Origin of the sequence: Jiangella ureilytica, from assembly GCF_004348545.1 — a bacterium.
GTDB lineage: Bacteria > Actinomycetota > Actinomycetes > Jiangellales > Jiangellaceae > Jiangella > Jiangella ureilytica.
This window is the reverse complement of sequence record NZ_SMKL01000049.1, coordinates 1-23,718: the sequence shown is the minus strand read 5'-3', so window position 1 is coordinate 23,718 and position 23,718 is coordinate 1. Positions and strand designations below refer to the sequence as shown.

General features: G+C 71.6%; 23 protein-coding genes. 6 read left to right on the top strand and 17 right to left on the bottom strand.

Translation table 11 applies throughout. The features are described 5' to 3' along the window. Positions 1-74 precede the first annotated feature (74 nt). The 7 genes from E1212_RS19880 to E1212_RS30070 all read right to left on the bottom strand — a co-directional run bounded on the left by E1212_RS19880 (position 75) and on the right by E1212_RS30070 (position 7,364). On the bottom strand, positions 75-1,130 hold the full coding sequence (locus tag E1212_RS19880) for an ABC transporter permease (RefSeq protein WP_131985641.1): 1,056 nt from the start codon (positions 1,128-1,130) through the stop codon (positions 75-77). After that, on the bottom strand, positions 1,127-2,191 hold the full coding sequence (locus E1212_RS19875; RefSeq protein WP_131985639.1) for an ABC transporter permease: 1,065 nt from the start codon (positions 2,189-2,191) through the stop codon (positions 1,127-1,129). Before E1212_RS19875 ends, E1212_RS19880 begins: the two co-directional genes overlap by 4 nt. Then, positions 2,188-3,732 (bottom strand): sugar ABC transporter ATP-binding protein, encoded by a 1,545-nt coding sequence (locus E1212_RS19870; protein ID WP_131985637.1) that lies wholly within the window; start codon positions 3,730-3,732, stop codon positions 2,188-2,190. The genes E1212_RS19875 and E1212_RS19870 overlap by 4 nt, the downstream gene beginning before the upstream one ends. Before the next feature lie 100 nt (positions 3,733-3,832). Beyond that, on the bottom strand, positions 3,833-4,840 hold the full coding sequence (locus tag E1212_RS19865; protein WP_131985635.1) for an ABC transporter substrate-binding protein: 1,008 nt from the start codon (positions 4,838-4,840) through the stop codon (positions 3,833-3,835). A gap of 133 nt (positions 4,841-4,973) precedes the next feature. Continuing rightward, the gene (locus E1212_RS19860; protein ID WP_131985633.1) at positions 4,974-5,996 is read right to left on the bottom strand and encodes a LacI family DNA-binding transcriptional regulator; all 1,023 of its coding nucleotides are present in this window, start codon (positions 5,994-5,996) and stop codon (positions 4,974-4,976) included. Positions 5,997-6,696: 700 nt separating this feature from the next. Beyond that, positions 6,697-6,936 carry a hypothetical protein gene (locus tag E1212_RS30075; RefSeq protein WP_203417024.1) on the bottom strand — a complete coding sequence of 80 codons (240 nt, stop codon included), beginning with the start codon at positions 6,934-6,936 and terminating at the stop codon, positions 6,697-6,699. An 11-nt stretch (positions 6,937-6,947) separates the two neighbouring features. Beyond that, positions 6,948-7,364: a hypothetical protein gene (locus tag E1212_RS30070; protein ID WP_203417023.1), complete on the bottom strand. Its 417-nt coding sequence runs from the start codon at positions 7,362-7,364 to the stop codon at positions 6,948-6,950. 278 nt (positions 7,365-7,642) lie between these two features. Between E1212_RS30070 and E1212_RS19850 the strand changes: the two genes are divergently transcribed. From E1212_RS19850 to E1212_RS19830, 5 genes are all read left to right on the top strand, one after another. Next, positions 7,643-8,095: a YbhB/YbcL family Raf kinase inhibitor-like protein gene (locus tag E1212_RS19850; protein ID WP_131985631.1), complete on the top strand. Its 453-nt coding sequence runs from the start codon at positions 7,643-7,645 to the stop codon at positions 8,093-8,095. A gap of 38 nt (positions 8,096-8,133) precedes the next feature. Continuing rightward, the gene (locus E1212_RS19845; protein WP_131985629.1) at positions 8,134-9,483 is read left to right on the top strand and encodes an aminotransferase class V-fold PLP-dependent enzyme; all 1,350 of its coding nucleotides are present in this window, start codon (positions 8,134-8,136) and stop codon (positions 9,481-9,483) included. Between the two features lie 9 nt (positions 9,484-9,492). Further along, on the top strand, positions 9,493-9,978 hold the full coding sequence (locus E1212_RS19840; protein ID WP_131985627.1) for a hypothetical protein: 486 nt from the start codon (positions 9,493-9,495) through the stop codon (positions 9,976-9,978). Between the two features lie 105 nt (positions 9,979-10,083). Continuing rightward, positions 10,084-10,857 (top strand): SDR family NAD(P)-dependent oxidoreductase, encoded by a 774-nt coding sequence (locus tag E1212_RS19835; protein WP_131985625.1) that lies wholly within the window; start codon positions 10,084-10,086, stop codon positions 10,855-10,857. Between the two features lie 16 nt (positions 10,858-10,873). Then, positions 10,874-11,617, top strand: a complete 744-nt coding sequence (locus E1212_RS19830) for a nucleotidyltransferase domain-containing protein (RefSeq protein ID WP_131985623.1) — start codon at positions 10,874-10,876, stop codon at positions 11,615-11,617. Here the strand turns inward: E1212_RS19830 and E1212_RS19825 are convergent. The 3 genes from E1212_RS19825 to E1212_RS19815 are packed head-to-tail and all read right to left on the bottom strand — an operon-like array spanning position 11,614 to position 13,196. Next, positions 11,614-11,808: a hypothetical protein gene (locus E1212_RS19825; protein WP_131985621.1), complete on the bottom strand. Its 195-nt coding sequence runs from the start codon at positions 11,806-11,808 to the stop codon at positions 11,614-11,616. The genes E1212_RS19830 and E1212_RS19825 overlap by 4 nt on opposite strands. Positions 11,809-11,817: 9 nt before the next feature. Continuing rightward, complete coding sequence (locus tag E1212_RS19820; RefSeq protein ID WP_131985619.1) at positions 11,818-12,384, bottom strand: dihydrofolate reductase family protein; 567 nt, start codon at positions 12,382-12,384, stop codon at positions 11,818-11,820. A 2-nt stretch (positions 12,385-12,386) separates the two neighbouring features. Further along, a complete protein-coding gene (locus E1212_RS19815; protein ID WP_131985617.1) occupies positions 12,387-13,196 on the bottom strand; it encodes an alpha/beta fold hydrolase in 810 nt (269 codons plus the stop codon). A gap of 115 nt (positions 13,197-13,311) precedes the next feature. Here E1212_RS19815 and E1212_RS19810 point away from each other — a divergent pair, with 115 nt between their 5' ends. Next, entirely contained in the window at positions 13,312-13,956 is a 645-nt protein-coding gene (locus E1212_RS19810; protein WP_203417022.1) for a TetR/AcrR family transcriptional regulator, read from the top strand. 66 nt (positions 13,957-14,022) lie between these two features. On the opposite strand, the gene E1212_RS19805 is transcribed toward E1212_RS19810, so the two are convergent. The 7 genes from E1212_RS19805 to E1212_RS19775 form a co-directional block, all read right to left on the bottom strand. Further along, complete coding sequence (locus E1212_RS19805; RefSeq protein ID WP_162605552.1) at positions 14,023-17,040, bottom strand: beta-L-arabinofuranosidase domain-containing protein; 3,018 nt, start codon at positions 17,038-17,040, stop codon at positions 14,023-14,025. Between the two features lie 510 nt (positions 17,041-17,550). After that, complete coding sequence (locus E1212_RS19800) at positions 17,551-18,225, bottom strand: GntR family transcriptional regulator (RefSeq protein ID WP_131985613.1); 675 nt, start codon at positions 18,223-18,225, stop codon at positions 17,551-17,553. 80 nt (positions 18,226-18,305) lie between these two features. Continuing rightward, the gene (locus E1212_RS19795) at positions 18,306-19,307 is read right to left on the bottom strand and encodes a proline racemase family protein (RefSeq protein ID WP_131985611.1); all 1,002 of its coding nucleotides are present in this window, start codon (positions 19,305-19,307) and stop codon (positions 18,306-18,308) included. 27 nt (positions 19,308-19,334) lie between these two features. Next, positions 19,335-20,243 carry a dihydrodipicolinate synthase family protein gene (locus E1212_RS19790; RefSeq protein ID WP_131985609.1) on the bottom strand — a complete coding sequence of 303 codons (909 nt, stop codon included), beginning with the start codon at positions 20,241-20,243 and terminating at the stop codon, positions 19,335-19,337. Between the two features lie 77 nt (positions 20,244-20,320). Then, positions 20,321-21,757, bottom strand: a complete 1,437-nt coding sequence (locus E1212_RS19785) for an aldehyde dehydrogenase (NADP(+)) (RefSeq protein WP_238992417.1) — start codon at positions 21,755-21,757, stop codon at positions 20,321-20,323. A 108-nt stretch (positions 21,758-21,865) separates the two neighbouring features. Continuing rightward, a complete protein-coding gene (locus E1212_RS19780; protein WP_131985605.1) occupies positions 21,866-23,293 on the bottom strand; it encodes a (2Fe-2S)-binding protein in 1,428 nt (475 codons plus the stop codon). After that, positions 23,274-23,543 (bottom strand): (2Fe-2S)-binding protein, encoded by a 270-nt coding sequence (locus E1212_RS19775; RefSeq protein ID WP_131985603.1) that lies wholly within the window; start codon positions 23,541-23,543, stop codon positions 23,274-23,276. Before E1212_RS19775 ends, E1212_RS19780 begins: the two co-directional genes overlap by 20 nt. Between the last annotated feature and the right edge of the window lie 175 nt (positions 23,544-23,718).

The window sequence follows — 23,718 nt, the reverse complement described above, 5'->3', positions numbered from 1 at the left end:
TCGAATCGGCGGTCATCCAGAACCGACCACGTGATGGTGTGGCCGATCCCGGATGATCGCGGAACGAGCCGAGGCTAGGCCTGTTCCCCTCGGCGCCGGGCGGCGAGGACACGCTGCAGGATGACGAACACCAGCAGGATGCCGCCGGTGATGATGGTCGTCATCTCCGGGCGGATGCCGCCGTCGCGGGTGATGAGGACGTTCATCAGGCCGAGCACCAGCGCCCCCACCACGGAACCGAGGACGAACCCCGTCCCGCCGGTGAGCAGCGTGCCGCCGATGACCACCGCGGCGATGGCGTCGAGCTCCCAGCCGATGCCGGTGATGTTCTGGGCGCTGCCCAGCCGCGAGGTGTAGACGACGGCGGCGATGCCGGCCAGGGTGCCGCTGATGACGTAGATGCCCAGCTTCGTGGCCGTGACGGGCAGGCCCATGAGCGTCGCCGACTGCTCCGAGCCGCCGATGGCGTAGACCGTGCGGCCGAAGCGGGTCCGGTGCAGCACCGTGAAGCCGACGACCACGATGACGATGGCGGCGATCACGCCGGGCGTGATGACCAGGTCGTTCACCTTGTCGCCGTCGACGATCTTGAGCTGGGCCGCGAGGTCGCGGATGGCGGAGTCGTCGGCCAGCCGCTCGGGGACGGTGCTGAGCATCGACGCGAGCCCGCGGGCGAGGAACATCGTCGCCAGGGTCGCGATGAAGGGTTGGACCCCGAAGTACTGGATGAGCACGCCCGAGACCAGCCCCAGCGCGGAGCCGATGAGCACCATCACCAGCACGGCCGCCACGGGGTGCCAGCCGGCGTTGGACAGCATGACGCCGGCGACGCTGCTGAAGGCGATGACGGCGCCGACGGACAGGTCGATGCCGCCGGTGAGGATCACGAACGTGAGCCCGACGGCGAGAATGATCAGGTGCGAGTTGTTGACCAGCAGGTTCGACAGCGTGTTGAACTGCACGATGCGGCCGTAGGCGGCCTCGCCGTAGATGATCATCCCGACGAAGATGAGCAGGGCGGCCACGGTGGGCAGGGCCGAGAGCCGCGCCCCCAGCCGGTCCGAGAGCGAGGGGCGCGACGATGCCGGGCCGGGAGCGGACCCCGTCGGCGGCCGAGTGGTCACGGTCATGCCGGGACGACCTCCTTCTGCGACTGGGCCCGGAGGGCTCGGCGATTGCGGAACAGGTTGCGGACACGTTCGGACTGCAGCAGGCAGAGCACGACGATGACGATCGCCTTGAACGCCGGCGTCGCCGAGGCCGGGACGCCGAGGAACACGACCGTCTTGTCGAGGGTCGCGATGAGCAGGCCGCCGATGACGGCGCCGCCGATGGAGAACTTGCCACCGGCCAGCGAGGTCCCGCCGATGACGACCGCGAGGATCGCGTCGAGCTCGAGCTGGTAGCCGGTCCGCGAGACGTCGACGGTCATGACGCTCGCCGTCGCGAACACGCCGGCGACCCCGGCCAGCAGGCCGCTGGCTGAGTACACCGTCAGCTGCAGGCTGCGCCGCTTCACGCCGGCCAGCCGGCTCGCCCGCGAGTCCATGCCGATCGCCTCGAGCATGAGCCCCAACGCGCTGCGGCGCACCAGGACCCACACGAGGGCGACGATGGCCATCGAGAGGAGGAACACCACCGGGATGCCGACGACGTAGCCGTTGGCCAGCCAGGCGAACGAGTCGTTGTCGGCGGTGGTGTTCTGCCCGCCGGTGATGACCTTCGCGATACCGCGGCCGGCCAGCATCATCACCAGCGTGCTGATGAACGGTTGCAGTCCGACGACGGAGACGAGGATGCCGTTCACCGCGCCCAGCGCCGTCGCGATGCCGAGGGCGATCGCCAGCGTCAGCGCGGCGTTCCCGGCGGTGCCGTCCATGCCGCGCAGCAGCTCCATCGACACCGCGCCGGCCACCACCATGATCGAGCCGACCGAGAGGTCGATGCCGCTGGTGGCGACCACCAGGCACATGCCGACCGCGATCATCAGGATCGGGGCGGAGGCGCGCAGGATGTCGATGAGGTTGCCGGACAGGTGCCCGGTCTCGTCGTTGTAGCCGATGGCGAGATAGCCGGGGTCCTTGATGACGTTGATCGCCAGCAGCAGGACGATCGCGATGACACCCCAGAAGGCCTGGTTGCGTACGATCGCCCCTCGGTTGGCGGCGATCCGCGACGCCACGTCGGTCATTCCGTGTCACCTTCCTCGTCGTCGCCCTCGTCGGCGATGACGGCGACGATGGTCTCCGCCGTCACATGGGGGCCGTTCTCGAGTTCGGCGAGCTTGCGGTGGTCCTTCATCACGATGATGCGGTCGCTCAGGCGGACGACCTCCTCCAGCTCGGAGGAGATGAACACGACCGCCACCCCCTTGGCGGCCAGCGCCGCGACGGCGGCCTGGATCTCCGCCTTCGCGCCGACGTCGATACCGCGCGTGGGCTCGTCGAGAATGAGCAGATCGGGCTCGGTGGCCAGCCATCGGCCGAGCAGCACCTTCTGCTGGTTGCCGCCGGAGAGGAACTTGATGGGGCGCTCCGGGTCGGCGGGGCGCACGTTGAGCTCGGTCAGGTACTTGCGGGTCAGCGCGTCCTGCTCCTTGCGCGTCAGCGGCCGGAACCAGCCGCGCTTGGCCTGGACGGCGAGGACGAGGTTCTCGCGGACGGTGAGGTCGCGGATGATGCCCTCGTCGCGGCGGTTCTCGCTGGAGAACGCGATGCGGTGCCCGAGCGCTGACGTCGGGTTGTGGATGTCGGTCTTCTTGCCGCGCAGCCACACCGTGCCGCTGTCGGGCCGGTCGGCCCCGTACAGCAGCCGGGCCAGCTCCGTCCGGCCGGAGCCGAGCAGGCCGGCCAGACCCAGCACCTCACCCTGGTGCAGCTCGAGGTCCGTCGGCTCCGTCGAGCCCTTGCGGCCCAGATCCTCGGCCCTGAGCAGCGGCTCGCCGCGGGGCTCGTAGTGGTGCGACTGCCGCTCGCTGCCCAGGGAGCGCAGCGTCGCGAAGTCCTTGCCGATCATCTTCGAGATCAGCGTCGTGCGATCGAGCTCGCGGGTCGGGTACTCGCCGACGAAGGCGCCGTTGCGCAGCACCGTGATGCGGTCGCTGATCATGTAGACCTGGTCGAGGAAGTGGGTGACGAAGAGGATCGCCACGCCTTGGCCGCGCAACCGCCTGATCACGGTGAAGAGGTTGGCGACCTCGTTGGCGTCGAGGCTGGACGTCGGCTCGTCGAGGATCAGCACCTTCGGCTTGGTGATCATCGCCCGGCTGATGGCGACCAGCTGCTGGACGGCCAGCGACAGCGTCGACAGCGGGCGGCGCAGGTCGAGGTGGTCGAGGCCGAGCGTGGACAGCACCTCGGCGGCGGCGCGGTGCGTCGCCTTCCAGTTGATGCCGAACGGGCCGCGGACCTCGTGGCCGAGCATGACGTTCTCGCCGATCGACAGGTTGCTGCAGAGGTTGACCTCTTGGTACACGGTGGCGATCCCGGCGGCCTGGGCGTCGGCGGTGCCGCCGAACCGGCGCTCCTCGCCGTCGACCAGGATCTCCCCGGAGTCGATCTTGTAGACCCCTGTGAGGGCCTTGATCAGGGTCGACTTCCCGGCGCCGTTCTCGCCCATGAGGGTGTGCACCTCGCCGGGGAACAGCCGGAAGTCGACCTCGTCGAGGGCCTTGACCCCGGGGAACGAGATCGAGATGTCCTTCATCTCGACGATCGGTGGCGCTCCGGTCATTGACGGGCCCCCATCGTTGGTGCGAGTCGGTACGGACGGACGGTGGAACCTGCGGCGATGCGGGGCCCCGATGGTGCCGGGACCCCGCGTCGTCTGCGGATCAGTACTTGCGGTCGGGCAGAGCGGCCGCGGCCGCCTCGGGCGAGTCGAAGGTCTCGCTCGGGACGACGATGTACGGCTCGACCTCCTCGCCGTTCAGCACCTTGTCCACGACCTCGAGCAACGTCTCGCCGAAGAGCGGGTTGTACTCGGCGACGAAGCTCAGGCGGCCCTCGGCCAGCGCCTCGAGCGCGGGCTTGGTGCCGTCGATCGTGGCGATCTGGACGTCGACACCCGGCGTCAGGCCGGCCTCCTCGACCGCGATGGCGGCGCCGAGGCCCATCTCGTCGTTCTGTGCGAACACGATCTGGATGTCGTTGTTGTTGGCCCGCAGAACGGTCTCGAAGACGCTCTTGGCCTCTTCGGTCGACCAGTTCGCGGTCTGCGCGCCGACCTTCACCAGGTTCGGCACCGCGCCGACGGTGTCGTCCCAGCCGCGGTTGCGCTCGTTGACGACCGACACACCGGCCGGGCCCTCGAGGACGAAGTAGTTGCCGCCGTCGGGGAACGCCGAGACGGCCCACTCGGCCACCGAGGTGCTGACCTCGTAGTTGTCCGGCGCGATCCGGGTGACGTACAGGCTGGTGTCGTCCGGCTCGATGCCCCGGTCGACGAGGATGACCGGGATCTCGGCCTCCTGGGCCCGGCGCAGGGAGTCCTCCCAGCCCGCGCCCTCGGTCGCCGAGAGCAGGATGACGTCGACGCCCTCGTCGACGAACGAGGTGAACGCGTCGATCTGCGAGCGCTGGTCGAGGTTGGTGGCCGGCGCGTACTTGAGCTCGAAGCCGGCCTCCTCGGTGAACGTGTCCTGCACGTTCGCCTCGTTGGCCTGCCGCCAGCCACCCTCGGGGCCGACCGCGACGAAGCCGACGGTGACGATCTCGTCGCCGCCCTCGCCGCCGCCGTCACCGCTGGCCGTGTCGTCGTCGCCGCCGCCGCACGCGGCCAGACCGAGGGCGAGAGCCCCCGTGACCGCGAAGGCCCGTGCGACTCGTGGGATGCTGCGCATCGATCTCCTCCTTGAGACCCGTGCCTTCCGGCGTGGTTCGTGAGTGTGCCGACATGGGACATGTCGGGAGAACGGCGGAGATGTTACCGGGAACAAGAAGGCCACGCAAGATGTGAAATTGTACGGTTCACAGCTACATCACGCGAGGGCTGGCGGTGGATTCCCGGATGATGAGCTCCGGTGCGATCCGAGAACGCCGTTCGGTGCTGTCGCCCTCGAGTGCCGCCACCAGGATCTCGACGGCGAGCGTTCCGAGGGCGTGGAAGTCCTGCCGCACCGTCGTGAGCGTCGGCAGGAAGTGTCGCGAGACCGACAGGTCGTCGAACCCGACGACGCTGACGTCCTCGGGGACCCGTATGCCGCGCTCGCGGAAGCCGTGCAGGATGCCCAGCGCCATCTGGTCGTTGGCGGCGAAGATCGCCGTGAACGGCGGCAGCTCGTCGAAGGCGACCGCGAACTCGTACCCGGAGTCGGCCGACCAGTCGCCGACGAACGCCGGCGGGATGTGCAGCCCGGCCCGCTTCAGCCGCGCGTGCCAGCCCCGCTCGCGAGCCCGGGCGTCGAGCCAGTCGAGCGGGCCGGCCACGTGGACGATCTCGCGGTGGCCGAGGTCGATCAGGTGCTGGACGGCGAGCGTGGCGCCGAGGCGCTGGTCGACCGAGGCGGTGAGGAAGTTGGCGTCGTCGTCGGCCTTGACGATGAGCGTGGGGATGCCGTCGGTCAGCTCGCGCAGGACGTCGACCGAGGACGCACGCGGCGCGATGACGCACAGCGCGTCGATGCCGTGGGCGGTCAGGTAGTCGACCGCCTCGCGCGGCATGACGCCGTCGTCGTCGGGGGAGGCGGCGACCGAGCTGACCGAGTAGCCGGCCTCGCGGGCGGCGTGCTCGACGGCCCGCAGCGTGCTGTCGGGCCCGATCTCGACCGGGCGGTCGACGATGACGCCGATGCGCCGCGACTTGCGCGTGGCCAGCGCCCGGGCGGCGCTGTTGCGCTGGTAGTTCAGCTCCTCGACGACCCGCAGCACCTTCTCGCGGGTGGCCGGGCGGATGTTGGGGTGACCATTGAGGACGCGCGACACGGTCATGTGCGAGACGCCGGCGAGGGACGCGATGGACCGGAGGTTCGGCTTGTCGTCCGAGTTCCCGGCGCTCATCTTTCCTCCCACGCGAGTACATGACGGCGGCAACGGTGCCGGGACCCCGGCCGACGCCGGAATGATCCTACGTCTCAGCGCCGCGACGTTACCGGGAACATAGTGCCCGCGACAATCCCGTGGCGTCGGGGCGGGGGCGCCCCCGGCCGCGGCCGCCGGGCGATTCATCCCCTTCTCCGCCCCCTGACCGGGCCTGAATCCGGCAGTCAACCGGCACATCACCACCCATGACAGCGCATGGACGGAGGAATTCCCTCCGCCTTTCCAGGCGTAGCGGTGCGGCCCTTCCCATTGTCTTCGGAACGGCGCTGACGAGTGTCGTCGCGCAGACGAGAGCGCGACTCGGGCCATGACATCGCCGATCTCGCGTCCGCCTCCTCGTCACCGACGACCGAGGCGGCCCGACATCCGTCAGACCCCCCGGGGGCGGCGCACGACTGAGCGGCCGGTCGGCGGAGACTCCGACCAGCCGCTCAGTCCTGTCGTGACGGCCGGCGACGTGTGGTCAGGCGGGGGCGGCGGCCACGGCGGGCCGTAGCGCCACCACGGTGAGCGCGCCCAGCAGGCCGGCCGTGATTCTGCGTGCGAGCGTCACGATGTTCGGCGGGCGGGCCGTCATGCGCCTGTCGGCGCACGCCTACACCTGCGCGCGGGACTTCGAGCTCCTGGCGCCCGCCTCCCCGCCCTCCTCTGAGAGCGTTCAGACGAAGACGTCGTCGACGGACTCGGCTGTGACCGCTCGGCTGATCCACAGGTTGAGCTGATCGGGATCGTCGCAGTCGTCGATCCGGGCGCGGGTGTCGTCGCCGACCTCGAGGCCACGAGCAGCGAGCACGGTGAGGAGGGCCCTGGCCTCGCCCTTGGCCTCGCCTTCGGCTCGACCCTGGTTGACGAAGCGGCGGACGAACGGGCTCTGGTACTCGTAGCTCGTGGTGGTCATGATGGCCTCCATCAGTGCCGCGCTGCCTGGGGCAGCGACCTGTGCACAACGTCAGAATACAGGGTGGCAAAGGGCTCATCGAGTGTCTCGAAGGCGCTGATCAACGCCTTGAGCACCGCGGATCCGTGCGGCCCGCTGCCGTGCGCCATGGCCGAGAGGATCGTCAGTTCGGGGGTTCTGGCGGCCTCCTCGGCATCGGTGATGGTGGGCACCAGACCCGGACTCAGCACCAGCGGCGTGAGCACCCAGCCTGGCTGTCCCATGGGGATCGGCGTGATGCCCCACCGAGCCACGGCGGGGTGCGTGCACACCACCAGGAGGATGGCGGGGCACTTCAGCCGGGCTCGCAGTGTGGCGAGATAGACCGGCCAGCTCCACTCCTTGCCCCTGTCGATCGCCAGCTGTGCCTCGACCACGATGGCGAGCACGGGCTGGTCCTGGTCATCGCGCAGCGCGATGACCAGGCGGCACGGTACTCCGTCGGCACCAAGTCGCCGAGGTCGCCGGATTCGATGCGGATCTGCTCGTACGGCGGCAGGTCGACGTCGAAGGGCTCGGCGAGCAGTTCCGCCGCCAGGGCAGGCCGCTGGCGGAACAGTTCGACGAGACCTTCGTGTGGGCTGGAGGGCATGGATTGAGAGTAGGTAGGGGGTCCGACAGGGTCGGGCCGGTGTGTCGGCAGGGGCTGCGCGGGTAGGGGACACCCATGGCCGTGATCGAACTGCGCAGCCCCGACTTCGAGGACCAGGCATTCATCGCCGCCCGTCATGCGCACGACGGCGAGAACGTGTCGCCGTCGCTGGAGTGGGTCGGCGTCCCGCCCGAGGCGACCGAGCTGCTGCTCCTCTGCGAGGATCCGGACGCACCGCGCGGCCACTTCCTGCACTGGCTCGTGACCGGGATCGACCCGCACAGTGCCGGCGTCCCCGAGCACGGCCGCCCGACCGGTGGGCGGGAGTGGCGCAACGGCTTCGGCGAGGAGGGGTGGGGCGGGCCGGCACCGCCGCCGGGTGAGCGTCCGCACCGATACGTCTTCCGCCTCTACGCCTTGGCCCGGGCGCCGGAGCTGCCGGCCGATCCCTCCGTCGACGACGTGTATCGCGCTGCGGACGGCGCCATGCTCGCGCGCGGCACGCTGGTCGGGCTCTACCAGCGCTGAGGGCGTCCGCGCGTCCGCCGGGCGTGTAGCGTCGCGTCATGGCGCTTGCGCAGGTGAACCGCAGGACGGTGCTGGCCGGAGGCGCGCTCCTGGCCGCCGGTGCTCCGGCACTGCTCGCCGGGTGCTCGTCGCGCGACGACCCGGCCGAGGGCGCCTCGTCGCCGGCCGGCGAGAGCCAGGCACCCCAGTCCGATCTGGGCGACTGGGACGCCGTTCGCGCCCAGTTCGCGCTCGACCCCGAGCTCGCCCACTTCGCCGCCTACGTGCTGGCGAGCCACCCGGCGCCCGTGCGAGCGGCCGTCGAGCGGTGGCGTGAGGCACTGGACACCGACCCTGCCGCAGCGGTCGCCGACGAGGTCGCCCGCGACGAGGAGGTTCGGGCCGCAGCGGCCGGCTACCTCGGCGTGGAACCGGCCGACGTGGCGCTGACCGACAGCACGACCATGGGCCTCGGCCTGGTCTACCACGGGCTCGCCCTGAATCCCGGCGACCACGTGCTCACCACCACGCACGACTTCTACGCCACCCACGAGGCGCTCCGCCTGTCCGCCGCGCGCACCGGTGCCGAGGTCGAGCAGGTCCCGCTCTACGACGACCCCGCCGCGACCGGCGCGGACGAGATGGCCGGCCGGGTCGCCGCCGCGATCCGCCCGCAGACCAGGGTCGTCGCGCTGACCTGGGTGCACTCGGGCACCGGGGTGAAGATCCCGGTGCGCGCGATCGCCGACGCCGTCGCGGCCGCCAACGCCGGGCGGGCCGAGGAGGACCGCGCGATCGTCGTGCTCGACGCCGTCCACGGCCTGGGCGCCGATGCCGCGTCGCCCGGCGGCCTGGGCTGCGACGTGTTCGTGTCGGGCACCCACAAATGGCTGTTCGGGCCGCGGGGCACCGGCATCGTCTGGGCGGCGGCGGCCACCGGTGCCGGCGTCGCGCCGGCCATCCCGTCGTTCACCGCGCCCAGTTTCGTCAACTGGCTCACCGGCGACGACCAGCCCAGCCCGTTCGGCGTCGGCAACACACCCGGCGGCTACCAGGCGTTCGAACACCGCTGGGCCGTCACCGAGGCGTTCGCGTTCCACCGCGAGATCGGCCCGGACCGCGTCGCCGCCCGCACACAGGAGCTGGCGACCAGGCTCAAGGACGGCCTCGCCGAGACCAGCGGCGTGCGGGTGGTCACGCCCCGCGACCCCGAACTGTCCGCCGGGCTGGTCTGCGTCGAGGTCGCCGGCCAGGACCCGTTCGAGGTCGTCGATCGCCTGCGTGACCAGCGCATCGTCGCCACAGTGACGCCGTACCGCGAGCCGTACGTGCGGTTCGGCGCCAGCATCGTCACGACGCCCGAGCAGGTCGACGCGGCCGTCGAGGCGGTCGCGGGACTGGCCCGTTAGCGTGGTGGCATGAGCGGGCGACCCTGGGCGGCCGGCTTCGACGTCGTCGACACGGGGGCCGCCGTGCCCGCGGACGCGCTGGCCGCCGTCGAGCGCGAGCTGGGTCGGTTGCTCGGCCGTGGCGGGCCGTTCCGGCTGCCGCCGGCGCTGGCCGCCCTGCTGTCCGCCGGTGTCGAGTCCTGTGTCCGGACCGTCGACGGCGCCGAGGTCGAGTTCGAGTGGCTCGGCAGCCGGATGCCGGCGCACTACGAGGGCTACGCGTTCGACAGCTACATGCCCGCCGCCGTCCCGATCGCGCTCGACGGCGGTGGCGGAGCGTGGTGCCTCGACGCCCGAGCCGACGCCCGAGCCGGCGCCCGAGCCGGCGACGGCGACGGCGACGGCGACCACCCGGTCGTCTGGGTGCACACCGGCACCCTGAGCTGGAGCGACGGAGCGTGGCGGCCGGTCGCGCCCGGCGTGGCGGCGCTGCTGGCCGACCGCACGCCCCGCTAGCTCCGCACGCCTCCGGCGCTCCGAGGCCGTTCCGGTTGACACCGGATAGTCGCGCTGCGGACAATTCGAACCGACCGTTGCGTCTGCTGAAACGGAGCGCGAGGAATGGACCACGGCCGGTTGGCGGGGCGGGTGGCACTGGTCACCGGCGCCTCCCGGGGCATCGGCGCGGCCGTGGCCCGGGCGTTCGCCGCCGAGGGCGCCTCCCTCGCGCTGGCGCACGAGCCCGTGGCCGCCATGTCCGGACCGGCCGAGGACCTCGCCGCGCAGCTGCGCACGGCCGGCACGAAGGCCGTCGCCCTCGGCGCCGACCTCGCCGACCCCGCCGCCGTCGACGACCTCGTGTCCGGCACCCGCGCCCACCTCGGCCCGCTCGACATCGTGGTGGCGAACGCCGCGCTCTCGGCTCGCACGCCGTGGCGAGACATCACCGTCGCCGACTGGGACCGCGTGTTCGCCGTCAACCTGCGGGCGAGCTGGCTGCTCGCCCGCGCCGCCTACCCCGACCTCGTCGCCGGCGGCCGCGGCTCGATCATCACCGTCAGCAGCGTCATGGCCCGCACCGGACAGACCGGCGCGCTGCACTACACCGCCAGCAAGGCCGGCATCATCGGCCTCACCCGGGCACTCGCCCGCGAGGCCGGGCCCGACGGCGTCCGCGTCAACGCCGTCATGCCCGGCGCCATCCGCACCGAGCACGAACAGGAGCTCGATCCCGACGCCGACGCCGTGTTCGCGCAGATCACCGCCGTACAGGCGCTCAAACGCCGAGGGAACGCCGACGACCTCACCGGCACCTTCGTCTACCTCGCGAGCGACGAGAGCGCGTTCGTCACCGGCCAGGTGCTCACCGTCGACGGTGGCTGGGTGTTCGGCTGACGTAGTCTGACCAGTCGTGTTCACTCCGGACGAGCGCTCGGCGCTGCGCGACACGCTGATCGCCGCCGCTCGTGCCGACGACCGCATCGAGGGCGTTGCACTGACGGGGTCCGCCGCCGCGGGTGCCGAGGACCGCTGGTCCGACATCGATCTCGCGTTCGGCCTCGCCGAGGGCGCCGACCAGGCCGCGGTCATCGCCGGCTGGACCGCGGCGATGTACGACGCGCACGGCGCCGTCGCCCACCACGACGTCCCGCGCGACGGCACGATCTATCGGGTGTTCCTGCTGGCCAACACGTTGCAGGTGGATGTCGCGTTCGCGCCGGCCGCGGAGTTCGGCGCCATCGCCCCCACGTTCCGGCTGCTGTTCGGCACCGCCCGCGAGCAGCCGGCGGCCGCGCCGCCCGAGGCCGCCGGGCTGGTCAGCATGGGCTGGCTGTACGCCCTGCACGCGCGGTCGAGCATCGAGCGCGGCCGGGCCTGGCAGGCGGTGCACATGATCGACGGGCTGCGCGAGCAGGTGATCGCACTGGCCTGCCTCCATCACGACCTCCCCGCCTGGCAGGGCCGCGGCGTCGACCGGTTGCCGCCGGCCGTACTCGAGCCTCTGCTGGGTTCCCTCGTCGGCGGGCTCGACGACGCCACCCTGCGCCGCGCGTTCGCCGCCGCGACCGAGGCCCTGCTCACCGAGGCCACCCACGTCGATCCCGCCCTCGCCGACCGGCTCTCCGGCCCGCTCCGCGCGCTGAACCGGGGTTAGTCCGAGCCGCTGCGGCGGGCGGCCAGGAAGTCCAGCAGCGCCGGGTCGGCGGAGGTGAACCGGTCGACCTCCTCTCCGCCGTCGCAGCGGCAGAGGGCGACGGTGGCCGTGGTCGCCGTGCGGGCGACGACACGCCACTCGCCACCCGCGTCCTCCCAGCGGATCACCACGCCGACAGGATCGTCACTCATGCGACCACTCTAGGCACGGTCCCGCTCGAACAGGGTGATGAGGACGCCCTCGCCGACGGGACGCGACTCCGTCAGCCGCCACCGCGTCCGGTCGGGGGTCTCGCCGAACAGCTTGCGGCCGTGGCCGAGCAGCACCGGATACGTCATGAGGTGCAGCCCGTCGACGAGGTCGCGCTCGAGGAGCTCCTGCGCCAGCCGGATGCTGCCGGCGACCTGCAGCTCGCCGTCGACCTCGTCCTTGAGCCTCGCGACCTCGGTGGCGACGTCGCCGCTGATCACCTGGGTGTTGTTCCACATCGGGTCGGTGAGCGTGCTGGAGACGACGTACTTGCGCATGCCGTTCAGCTTGTCGGCCAGGACGCCCTCCTCCTTGGGCCAGGCGTCGGCGAAGCCCTCGTACGTCACGCGGCCGAGCAACAGCGCCTCGCCGGCGAGCGCCTCGTCGGTCTTGAACTGCTCGCCCTCGTCTCCGCGGTCGAACTCGAAGCTCCAGTTCTGGTACTCGAAGTCCTCGCCGCCGGGCGCCTGCACGACTCCGTCGAGGCTGATGAACTCGGTGACGACGATGCGGCCCACGGTCAGGCCTCCCGCACGAACTCGCGCAGCGTGGGCGCGAGCACCTCGGGGGTGGTGGCGTGGTTCTCGCCCGGCACCGGCTTCAGCGTCGCCGTCGGCAGCAGCTCGGCCAGCGCCTTCGGGCCCGGGATCAGCGTCGGCCAGGTGTCGATGCCGTGCATGGCCAGGACGGGAACGGTGATCGACGCCCAGCGGTCGGCCGGCAGCGGGTTGCCGGACATCGTCGTGCCCATGATGCGGCCGTCGTAGGCGATGGTGGGCGCGATGCCCAGCATGATCGGCCAGAAGTCGCTCTGCTTCAGACCCTCGACGTCCTCGCGGCTGCCGCCGGAGGCGTCGGTCATGAAGATCGCGACCGCCTCGCCCGGGTCCCCGGCGGCGACGGCGGCGTCGAGCTTCTCGACGTAGTCGGACGGCAGCGGCGGGCGGGTGTCGTCGACGACGAACGGCGGCTCGAACACCGCGACGTGGCTGACCGGCACCAGGCCGGATGCGGCCACGTCCAGGGCCAGGACGCCGCCGGAGGACCAGCCGAAGATGACGGCCGGGCCGCCGCCGGCGTCCTCGACCAGCGCGGCGACGTCCTCGATCTCACGCTCGATCGCGTACGGCGCGGTGTCGGTGCTCTCGCCGCGGCCGCGGCGGTCGTAGGCGTAGGTGCGGAACTCGTCGGCCAGCAGCTCTCCGGTCTGGGCGTTCAGCGGGTTCACGGCGCGGTAGGCCGTGGCGCCGTCGATCATGATCAGCGGCCGGCCGCTGCCGACGGCGTCGAAGGCGATGGTGGTGCCGTCCTTGGAGGTGACCGTGCTCATGTCCGTACTCCTCGATCTCGGGGTGTGCGATGCGGTGGATTAGAACTAGACGGTACAGTACTCACACGAGTACGGAACTGTCTAGTACTCTGTTGGCAGCGACCGAGGAGGAACCGTGGTTCTGGAGGACGTCGAGGAAGGCCGCACAGCGCGCAAACGGCGGGCCATCATCGAGGCGGCGGCCGAGGTGTTCCTGCAGCACGGCTACATCGGGGCCAGCATGGACCAGGTGGCCGCCAAGGCGGCGGTGTCCAAGCAGACGGTCTACAAGCAGTTCGCCGACAAGGAGCACCTGTTCGCCGAGATCATCCTCGGCCGCACGTCGGTGCTGGGCGACCAGCTCGCCCGCGCGTACGCGACGCTCGACGACGCCACCGATCCGCTGCCCGCGCTCCGCGACGTCGGCCGCCAGCTCCTGCAGAGCCTCAGCCGGCCCGAGGTGCTCCAGCTCCGGCGGCTGGTCATCGCCGAGGCCGACCGGTTCCCCGACGTGTCCGGCACCTGGTGGCAGCAGGCCTTCCACCCGTCGCTGGTGCTGCTGGGCGAGGCGATGGAGCGCATGGCCGGCCGCGGCCTGCTGCGCGAGCTGCCCGACCCCACCCTGGCGGCCTACCACTTCGCCGGGCTCGTCATGTACAAGCCGATGAACCGGATGATGTTCGCCGGCTCCTCCGCGGTGACGCCCCCGGACGAGCTGGAGCACCTCGCCGACAGCGCCGCCGACGTCTTCCTGGCGGCCTACGGACCCCGGAAGGAGTGACGGAGGTACCCCGGCCCGGGCTGCGGTCCCGGGCCGGCGCACCTCCGCCTGATCAGGTGGGCGCGGTCACTCCACGCGGAGCTCCGACTGCGCCTTCGAGGCCGCGACGATGACGTTCTGCCGCTCGCGGCGGGTGAACCGGCCGGCCGCCTGCCAGTCCGACGCGACCGCCTCGACGCGGGCGACGAACTCGCCGTGGCCCTGGAAGGGCGCCGCCGCCCAGACCTTGTCCAGGAAGCTGTCGCCGTCGTCGTCGCGGGCCTCGTTGGAGACGCCCGAGTCGATCGAGCCGAACACGACCTTCGGCTCGACCCGCTTGTAGTACACGTGGTGCGCCTCGTTGATGCCGACGTAGAGCGGGCGCAGCGTGTGGCCGTGCGTGGCGAAGAAGTTCGGCTCCTCCAGGGGCGTGACGGCGGCAGTGAGGTCGCCGTCGAGCTTGAGCCGGGAGTAGAACGAGAAGGTCCGCCACGCCCGCTGGGCGTTGAGCGCCGGCAGCACCACCGGGCCGTTGAAGATGCTCTCGACCTGAGGGTCGTCCAGCGCGCGCTCGGTACGCAGGCCGAACGGCATCGAGATGTCGATGCGGTCGCCGGCCGCCCAGGTGCGGTCCAGGGCGAAGTACGTCCCCGGCTCGGGCGTGCCTGCCACTGCGGCGCCGTTGACCTTGATCGTGAAGCCGCGCGTCGCCCAGAACGGCACCCGTAGCAGCACCTTCAGCGGGCCGCTGCCGTCGATCGTGACCGACGTCGAGTCCTGGCGCGGGAAGTCCGTCACCTGGGTGACGGTGAAGCCCTTCTCCGCCCAGGTCAGGGTCGAGGCGATGTAGAGGTTCACGTACAGCGTCGAGCCGTCGGCCGACTGCGCGTAGATGGTCTCCTGGTACTTCGTGTGGTTCTCCATGCCGGTGCCGCCGCAGCAGGTGCCGTTGTTGCCGAAGCCGCGGGTGGCGCCGGGGTGGGCCGGCAGGAAGTACGTCACCTGCGGGTCGCTGGCGCTGTCGTTGTCGCGGCGCGAGCCCAGGATGTGATTGGTGAGCCCGCGCTCGTAGTAGTCCATGAACGCCGGGTCCGGGTCGTGGAAGTACAGGTTGCGGGTCAGCTTGAGCAGGTTGTACGTCGAGCAGGTCTCGCCGCCGCCGCTCGAGGAGCCCGAGGTGGCGCTCTGGTAGTGCAGCGACTCGGAGATGTCGCCGCGCGGCTGGAACAGCTCCGGGTTGGTGTTCGCCGGACGGCCGGGCGCGGCGCCGTACTGGCCGCCGGCCGAGCCGTGGCTGAACATCCGCTGCGGGATGATCATGTTCCAGAAGTTCTGGGCCGCGGTGTAGTACTCGGCGTTGGCCTCGGTGTCCTGCTCGTAGATGCGCAGGTAGCCGGTGAACTGCGGCACGTGCTGGTTGACGTGGATGCCGGTCAGGACGTCGCGGTCCTCGATGGCGGCCGGCAGGACGGTGCGCCGGTTGTCGAACGCCTTGGCGGCGACGAGATACCGGGCCGACCGCTCGGGGTCGGTCTCGATGGCGGCGAGGTGCGCCAGGTTCTCGTTCGACCCGCCGTACTCGCCGGCGATGTGCAGCGACCACATGCGGTTGAGGCGGTCGCGCGAGACCGTGGACAGCCGGCTGTGCACCCAGTCGCCCATCTTCTTGACGATCTCGAGGGCGCGCTCGTTGCCGGTCAGGTGGTGCGCGTCGATGAGTCCGCGCATGATCTTGTGCAGCGTGTAGTACGGCGCCCAGATGCCGGTGCCACTGTAAGTGGTGAACTCCTCGAGCCTGATGAACTGCGCCTCGGTGTAGGCAGACAGGAAGCCGGGGTGGCGGCGGCCGTCGGTGGCGCCGAAGAACTCGCCGTGCCGGCCGTTGCCGGACGAGTCGGTGATCGTCGGGCCCGGGGCCTCGTCGAAGCGGTACCAGGCGACCCGCGAGTCGGCCCCGGCGGACGCGGCGTCGGCGACGACGGCGGTGATCTCCTCGGGGCTCAGGCCGCGGCCGAAGATCTGGAAGTCGTCCACCAGGCCGTTCAGGAACTTGATGTTGACCTGCGGGTACTGCGCCCGGCCGATCCAGTTGTCCGAGGTGCTGCCCAGGTCCGACGGCGACAGGCTCAGCGCGCTCGTCCCGGCCGCGACCCCGTTGACGTAGATGGTGCCGGTGCCGCCGGACTTCACGATCGCCACGTGCGCCCACTGGCCCGCCGTGAGCGCCGTCGTCGCCTCGATGCGCTGCTCGCCGGCCGAGCCGCTGGTGGTGATGCCGAACCGCGGGCCACCGCCGTTGTGCACGGACAGGTACATCCGCGACAGCGTGTCCGAGGCCGCGTCGCCGGGGTGGCCGAAGTCGAACAGCCGCGCGTTGTCGTCGCGGACGGCCAGGTTGACCCAGGCGGCGACGGTGAAGTCGCTCAGCCCGGCGACGATCCCGGCCGGCAGCTTGATGACGTCGGCGTCGCCGGTGATGTGGCCGTTCGGGGTGCCGGAGAACCGGATGGCCGTGCCGTTGCGCCCCGCCACCCGCGGGGTCGGCTGCGCGGCCTGCGCGGCCAACGCGTCCTGGCACTCGCCGAGCCCATTGACCATGTAGTCGAGCTTGTCCTTGAAGATCTGCTCACCGGTCGACGCCCACGACTGCGCGAGCAGCGTGAGGAAGTGGCCGCTGAAGTGGCCGCGCAGGTTGCCGTCGGGGGACTCCCAGCTGCCGATCGGGTTGACGCCCTTGTGGTCCAGGCCGGCCGTCACGCGGAAGCTGCGCAGCATGCGGTCGGGACCGCGCTTGTCGTCGCGAACGCCGTTGACGACGCTGGGGCCGTACTCGCGGGCGTAGTTGAGCAGCCGGTTCCGCTTCTCCTTGAAGACGCCGTCGCCCAGGGTCACCTGGCTCAGCGTGAACGGCCGCACCTGCCAGCTGTCCGCCACGGGGAGGCTGGGCAGGCTGGTCTCGAGCGGGCCGGCCGCCACGCCGGCGGCCGCTGCGGCACCGCCGGTCGCGGCGCCGGCAGCCCCGGCCGCCACGGTGCCGACTGCCGGGGCTGCGGCCGCCAGGGCCCCCAGGCGCAGGACGGAGCGCCGGGACAGGTCCTTCTTCATGTGGTTCTCCTTGTCCGAGGAGGAGCGGTTCTCCGTCGAGGCGCGACGGAGTTCGGTGCATGCGGTCGGTGTCGCGCCCGGCTGGTTCGGGACGCCGCGGCCGCCGTCCGGGCGGCGATCTGCGCGCCGTGAATGCGGTTACCGGTAACAACCGTGTGTGATGTGGCATGGTACTGAGCGGTTCGAGGGGCCGTCAAGGGCAGGGGCCCTCACCCCACGCCGATGTTGATCTTGGAGTAACCGCGGAAGCGGGGGCCGAAATGCCCGATGAACCCGCAGTCACTCCAAGATCGACTTGGGTGGGGAGCGCTACGAGGTCGCCGGAACGCCACGAGGCCCGCGCCGCACGGCGGAGGGGGGCTCGGCCGGCGGCGTCGGGCCTCGTGCCCGGGGGGCACCCGACGCTGGGGGGAGTCGTGTCACCCCCTGCGCTGACACCAGCATTGCGCCGGCGTCTGAGTCTTCGGTAAGGGTGCGGTGAGAGCGCTCTCACGGACCCGCCACGGGACGTCAGCCCTCGCGGCCGGCCCATTCGCGGCGTATGTGGCCGATGTGGGTGCGCATGAGCTCCTGCAGCTTCTGCGCCTCGCCGGCCTCGATGAGGTCGCACATCTGCAGGTGTTCGCGCGCGCTGGCCACCAGCCGGCCCGAGGTGGCGAGCGACGACAGACCGTAGAGGCGCGTCTGCGCGCGCAGCTCCTCGACGATGCGGACCAGCCGCTGGTTGCCGCTGGCCGTCAACAACCGGACGTGGAACTCGCGGTCGGCGCCGATGTAACTGATGAGGTCGCCGTCGGCCGCGGCGTCGACGATGGCCGAGGCGAGGTTGCGCAGGTGCGTGAGCTCCTGCTCGGAGATCAGCGCGACCGCCTGGGCCGCGATGGGCGGCTCGAGCAGCTCGCGGATCTGGGTGATCTGGTCGAGGTCGGTCTCCGACATGTCGGTGACCTTGAAGCCCTTGTTGCGGACGACCTCGACCAGCCCCTGCTTGACGAGGTCGAGCATCGCCTCGCGCACCGGGGTGGCGGAGATGCCGAAGCGCTCGGCCAGCCCTGGGGCGGAATAGAGCTCCCCGGGCTTCATCTCGCCGGACACGATGGCGCCACGCAATGCGTCGGCGACCTCTTCTCTGACGCTCATCCGCCGTGCGAATGACGGCAGAGCCAACTGCCGCAGTTCAGCCATCTGTGGTCCTTCCGGTGCAGCACGGCGGCCGAGCGCCACTGCGACGTCGCGTTCGTGCGAGATATCCCACCTCTTCAACCCTAAAGGAGAAAGCCCTCGGGAAAGGGATCCGTGGGGTCGAGGAAGTACTGTGCCGTTCCGGTCACCCAGGCGCGCCCGGTGACTGTGGGTATCACCGCGGGATGATCCCCCACGCTCGACTCGCCGACGAGCCGTCCGACGAATCGGCTGCCGATCAGCGACTCGTTGACGAAATCGGTGTCGAGCGGGAGCTCGCCGCGGGCGAAGAGCTGGGCCATGCGGGCCGAGGTCCCTGTGCCGCACGGTGACCGGTCGAACCAGCCGGGGTGGATGGCCATGGCGTGCCGTGACCTGCGAGCGTCCGAGCCGGGGTCGACCAGCTGGACGTGATGGCAGACGTTGATGTCCGGGTTCTCCGGATGCACCGGCGCGTCGTGCTCGTTGATGGCGTCCATGATCGCCAGCCCGGCTTCGAGCAGCCGGTCCTTCTGGGCGACGTCGACCCGCAGGTCGAGCTGGCCGGCGTCGAGGATCGCGTAGAAGTTGCCGCCGTAGGCGAGGTCGTACGTGACGGTGCCCCAGCCGGGGACGTCGACCTTCGCGTCGAGCCGGTCGGTGTAGGAGGGGACGTTGCGGATGGTCACCGACTCCGCGGCGCCGTCGCGGACGGCGACGTCGCAGACCACCAGCCCGGCCGGGGCGTCCAGCCGGATGGTGGTGACGGGCTCGGTGACCTCGACCATGCCGGTCTCGACCAGCACCGTCGCCACGCCGATGGTGCCGTGCCCGCACATCGGCAGGCATCCGGACACCTCGATGTAGACGACCCCCCAGTCGGCGTCGGGCCGGGTGGGGGGCTGGAGGATCGCACCGCTCATCGCGGAGTGCCCGCGCGGCTCGAACATCAGCAGCCGGCGCAGGTGGTCGGAGTGCTCGATGAACCACTGGCGCCGCTCCTCCATGGTGGCGCCTGGGAGGGTGCCGACGCCGCCCGTGACGACGCGCGTCGGCATGCCCTCGGTGTGCGATTCCACGGTGTGGAAGATCCGCTTGGACCGCATCGTCGGAGCTCCTCGGTGGTCCGGCTCTCAGGCGACGTTCGCCGTGGAGAACTCCGCGGCGATGCGCCGCGTGAGGTCGCGCACGACGGCCGCGCTCTCGGGGAGCATAGGCTGCCGCGGCTGCCGGACGGGGCCGCCGCCGAGGTCGAGGACGTCCATGGACAGCTTGATGGCCTGCACGAACTCGGTGTGGAAGTCCCAGCGCAGCAGCGGGTGCAGCGTGCGGTACAGCGGCAGCGCGGTGTCGAGGTCGTGTGCCAGCGTGGCGTCGTACAGCCGGACGCTCTCGCGCGGGAAGACGCTGGTGAAGCCGGAGATCCAGCCCTTGGCGCCGGCCAGGCCGACCTCGACGACGGAGTCGTCGGTGCCGATGAGGACGTCGAGGCCGGGGGCGAGCTCGCCGATCTCGTACGAGCGCCGCGACTCGCCCGTGAACTCCTTGACACCGACGATGAGACCCTCGTGGTAGAGCTCGGCCAGCAATGCGGGGGTGAGGTCGACCTTGGTGTCGATGGGGTTGTTGTAGGCCGACACCGGCAGGCCGGCCTTGGCGACCTCGCGGTAGTGGTCGACGACCGAGCGATCGTCGGCCCGGTAGGAGTTGGGCGGCAGCGCGAGGACGACCTCGGCGCCGGCCTCGCCGGCCTGCTCGGCCCACTGGCGCGACTCGCGGGCGCCGTACGCGCCGACGCCGGCCATGACGGTGAAGCCCTCGGGTGCCGCCTCGACGGCGACCTCGACCATCTTGGCCCGCTCGTCGTCCGTGAGGACCTGGTACTCGCCGAGCGACCCGTTGACGCACACGCCGTGGCAGCCGCCGTCGGCGAGCCAGCGCACGTGGTCGGCGTACCGGTCGAAGTCGACCGACAGGTCGTCACGGAAGAATGTGGGAGTAGCAACCAGAACGCCGTGCCAGGGCTTTTCACGACGGTTCATGCGGGGCTCCATTTCTATACTATATAACATTTCACTTATGTGTGAAGAACTGGACAACTGGGGCGAATGGCCGAATCTCAGGTCTGCAGAATGCCGTCCACTCGCCGCGGAATACCGGGATCGGCATCGCGAAGCTCCTCGGGGAGAACGTGTTCTGGTGCGTTCTGGTACGAGACGGGGCGCAGCCACCGGCGGATCGACGTCGGCCCGACGGAGGTGTGTGCGCTGAGGCTGGCCGACGGGTACGGCCCGCCGTGCTGCATGGCCCAGGTGACGGCCACGCCGGTGGGAAAGCCGCCGAACAGCAGCCGGCCGGCGCGCCGGCGCAGCACCGCATGCAGCCGGTCGACCAGCTCGGTCTCGCCGTCGCCGGCGTGGACGGTGGCGGTCAGCTGCCCGTCGAGGCGGTCGAGCGCGCTCAGCAGCTCGTCGGTGTCGCGGTACTCGATGACCAGGGCAGCGGGGCCGAAGGTCTCTTCGAGCAGCTCGGCGTCGAGGTCGGCGGCGTCGACGGCGAACAGCGCCGGGCGGCCGAGCGCGGGGTCGTCGCCCCGGCCGTCGCCGAGGAGCCGCAGCCGGGAGTCGGACCGTCGGCGCTCGATCTCGCTCTGGAAGGCGTCGCGGATGCCGTCGTTGAGCATGCGCCCGGCCGGGACCTCGGCGACCTTGCTGCCCAGAGCGGCGCGCAGATCGTCGCCGTCGGCGCCGGCGGGGGCGAACAGCAGGCCCGGCTTGGTGCAGAACTGGCCGACGCCCATGGTGACGGAGCCGATGTAGCCGGCGGCGAACTCGTCGGCCCGGCCGGCGGCCACCTGGGGCGTCACGACCAGGGGGTTCAGGCTGCCGAGCTCACCGTAGAACGGGATGGGCTGCGGCCGCGCGGCGGCGATGTCGGCCAGTGCCCGGCCGCCCCGGGTGGAGCCGGTGAAGCCGACCGCGCGCACGTCGGGGTGGCGCACCAGGTCGGCGCCGGCCTCGAGGCCCTCGATGAGGCCGAGCGCGCCCTCGGGCAGCTTCGCCTCGGCCAGCCCGGCCCGCATGGCGGCGAACGCGCGCCGGCTGGTCTCGGGGTGCGACGGGTGCGCCTTGACGACGGTGGGGCAGCCGGCAGCGAGGGCCGACGCGGTGTCGCCGCCGGGCACACTGAACGCGAGCGGGAAGTTGCTGGCGCCGAAGACGCCCACGACGCCGATCGGCACGAGCATGCGGCGCAGGTCGGGCCTGGGGCCCATGGGGGTGTCGCCGGCGTGGTCGATGGTGGCCTCGATGTACGAGCCCTCGCGCAGCACCTCGCCGAACAGCCGCAGCTGGTACGTGGTGCGGGTGAGCTCGCCGTTGAGGCGCGTGGCACCCAGGCCGGTCTCGGTGTCGGCGGTGGAGACGATGGCGTCGCGGTCGTCCTCGAGCGCGTCGGCGACGGCGTCGAGGCCCGCGGCCCGGCGGTCGCGGCCGGCCTGCTCGAATGGCGCGGCCGCCTCGACGGCCGCGCCGACGGCGTGATCGACGTCAGACATGCGTGAGCCTTCCATCCGGGACGGGGTGAGTCGTGGACGATCGGACGCCGGGCGCCGGACGCCGTCGTCGAGTGCTTCCTGCAGAATATCTTAGTGACATGTGAAATGTCACTGTTGTCCGATGTGACCGGCGTCGCCAGCCAGCCGGCCGAGCGAGATCGGTGCGGCGATCGGCCGTTCGCTCACCCCCTGTAAATCGGGCGCCGACGCAGAGGCTGACTCACGGGCCGACGCGGTGAGGCATGCGGTGGCGTACCCGCACACCCGTCCTTGACACCATCCCATGCCGGCCCGACTCAACAGCTTGGCCGTGCGCGCGTCGGTGGCGCCGAGGTCGTCGACGGCCGCCTTCACCTCGCCGGCCGTCACCTCCTCGCAGCGGCACACGAGCGTGTCGTCGCGCAGCCACGTCTGCCAGCCGTCGCGCACCGGGTGCACCGTGTGCATGGCGGTCGCGAACCGGCGCAACGCCCGGCGCCGGCGGTGCAGGCGCGGTGGTGCCGGGGCGGGCGTGCCCCCGGTCGCGGTGACCGCCGCGGCCGCTCCGGCGATCTCGCCCTCGGCGACGGCGAGCGCCGCGCCGCCCACGCCGCAGGCCTCGCCGGCCACGAACACGCCCGGCACGGACGTGAGCTGGTGCTCGTCGACGGCGACGACGAGCGAGCCGTCGGCGTCGACCCGGGTGGCGACGCCGAGTGCCAGCGGCAGCTCGAGCTGCGGCGTGAACCCCCAGCCGACGGCGGCGGCGTCGCACTCGACGACGCGCTCCGTTCCTGCGACGATGCGCCACTCGGCGTCGAGCCGGGCGACGGTGACCGCCTCGAGCGCGCCGTCGCCGTGCGCGGCGACGATCGCTCGGCGCGACCGGAACGGCACCCGGTGGCGGACCAGCGCGGCGGCGTACCCGGCGCCCTCGGTCAGCTTGGCCGCGACGGGCAGGACCGCGCCGGTGTGCCGGACCCAGCCCAGGGGCCCGTTGGCCTCGTACACGCCCACGACCCGGGCGCCGCGTGCGGCCAGGCCGGCCGCGACCGGCAGCAGGAACGGCCCGGTGCCGCCGACCACGACGCGCCGGCCCACGACGACCTCGTTCCCCTTGAGCAGGGCCTGAGCGCCCCCGGCGGTGTACACGCCCGGCAGGTCCCAGCTGCGGAACGGGACCTGCCGGTCGTACGCGCCGGGGGCGAGCACCAGGCTGGTGGCGGCGATCTCCTGCTCGGACTGCTCGGAGTCACCGGCCACGGACCGGACGGTGAAGCCGTCGGCCACCGAGCCGGAGACGTTCCACACGTGATGGCCGAAGTACCTGACGGCACCGGCCACACCGGCGACCAGCGCACGGAAGGCGCCCAGGTCGTGGTGGAGGTCGGCGACCGCTCCCAGATCGCCGGGCCGGTGCCGCCAGTACTGGCCGCCGGGCTGCCGCCCGGCGTCGATCAACGCGACCCGCCCCCCGTGGGCGAGGGCGGCTCCCGCCGCGGCCAGCCCGGCGGGCCCGGCCCCGACGACGGCGACGTCATACGGCGAGGTGGCCACGGCCGTCTCCCTCCTGCGTGCGCACGACCATGGCCGGCGTCGCCGGGACCAGGCAGGCGCGCTGGTTGGGCACGTCGTCGACCACCAGCAGGCAGTCGAAACAGATGCCGATGCCGCAGAAGACGCCGCGCGGGCGGCCCTCGCGGCGCGTGGTCCGCCACGAGCGCACGCCGGCCGCGACCAAGGCCGCGCCGACGCTCTGCCCGTCGGTGAACGGGACGGTCCGGCCGTCGAACTCGAACTCACTCATCGGCGGCCCCTCGTGGGTGAGGCACGAACGCGCTGCGGAGGCGGTGGTACTGGGCACGTGGCGATGAGCACCGATACGCACCGCCCAGGTGGGGAACGCGGCCCGCGGCCGCAGTCGCGCCGGCCGCGACCCATCGCCCCGCTCCCGCCGAGGCGGGGGCAGCGGGGGCGGGGGC

What these genes read in the sequence shown, in the direction of transcription:
- E1212_RS19840 (WP_131985627.1), top strand. Translation starts at nt 9,493, where the DNA reads ATGAGCGGGCGACCCTGGGCGGCCGGCTTCGACGTCGTCGACACGGGG.
- E1212_RS19865 (WP_131985635.1), bottom strand. Translation starts at nt 4,840, where the DNA reads ATGCGCAGCATCCCACGAGTCGCACGGGCCTTCGCGGTCACGGGGGCT.
- E1212_RS19805 (WP_162605552.1), bottom strand. Translation starts at nt 17,040, where the DNA reads ATGAAGAAGGACCTGTCCCGGCGCTCCGTCCTGCGCCTGGGGGCCCTG.
- E1212_RS19860 (WP_131985633.1), bottom strand. Translation starts at nt 5,996, where the DNA reads ATGAGCGCCGGGAACTCGGACGACAAGCCGAACCTCCGGTCCATCGCG.
- E1212_RS19800 (WP_131985613.1), bottom strand. Translation starts at nt 18,225, where the DNA reads ATGGCTGAACTGCGGCAGTTGGCTCTGCCGTCATTCGCACGGCGGATG.
- E1212_RS19825 (WP_131985621.1), bottom strand. Translation starts at nt 11,808, where the DNA reads ATGAGTGACGATCCTGTCGGCGTGGTGATCCGCTGGGAGGACGCGGGT.
- E1212_RS19880 (WP_131985641.1), bottom strand. Translation starts at nt 1,130, where the DNA reads ATGACCGTGACCACTCGGCCGCCGACGGGGTCCGCTCCCGGCCCGGCA.
- E1212_RS19785 (WP_238992417.1), bottom strand. Translation starts at nt 21,757, where the DNA reads ATGTCTGACGTCGATCACGCCGTCGGCGCGGCCGTCGAGGCGGCCGCG.
- E1212_RS19795 (WP_131985611.1), bottom strand. Translation starts at nt 19,307, where the DNA reads ATGCGGTCCAAGCGGATCTTCCACACCGTGGAATCGCACACCGAGGGC.
- E1212_RS19850 (WP_131985631.1), top strand. Translation starts at nt 7,643, where the DNA reads ATGGCCGTGATCGAACTGCGCAGCCCCGACTTCGAGGACCAGGCATTC.
- E1212_RS30075 (WP_203417024.1), bottom strand. Translation starts at nt 6,936, where the DNA reads ATGACCACCACGAGCTACGAGTACCAGAGCCCGTTCGTCCGCCGCTTC.
- E1212_RS19845 (WP_131985629.1), top strand. Translation starts at nt 8,134, where the DNA reads ATGGCGCTTGCGCAGGTGAACCGCAGGACGGTGCTGGCCGGAGGCGCG.
- E1212_RS19775 (WP_131985603.1), bottom strand. Translation starts at nt 23,543, where the DNA reads ATGAGTGAGTTCGAGTTCGACGGCCGGACCGTCCCGTTCACCGACGGG.
- E1212_RS19815 (WP_131985617.1), bottom strand. Translation starts at nt 13,196, where the DNA reads ATGAGCACGGTCACCTCCAAGGACGGCACCACCATCGCCTTCGACGCC.
- E1212_RS19875 (WP_131985639.1), bottom strand. Translation starts at nt 2,191, where the DNA reads ATGACCGACGTGGCGTCGCGGATCGCCGCCAACCGAGGGGCGATCGTA.
- E1212_RS19870 (WP_131985637.1), bottom strand. Translation starts at nt 3,732, where the DNA reads ATGACCGGAGCGCCACCGATCGTCGAGATGAAGGACATCTCGATCTCG.
- E1212_RS19835 (WP_131985625.1), top strand. Translation starts at nt 10,084, where the DNA reads ATGGACCACGGCCGGTTGGCGGGGCGGGTGGCACTGGTCACCGGCGCC.
- E1212_RS19790 (WP_131985609.1), bottom strand. Translation starts at nt 20,243, where the DNA reads ATGAACCGTCGTGAAAAGCCCTGGCACGGCGTTCTGGTTGCTACTCCC.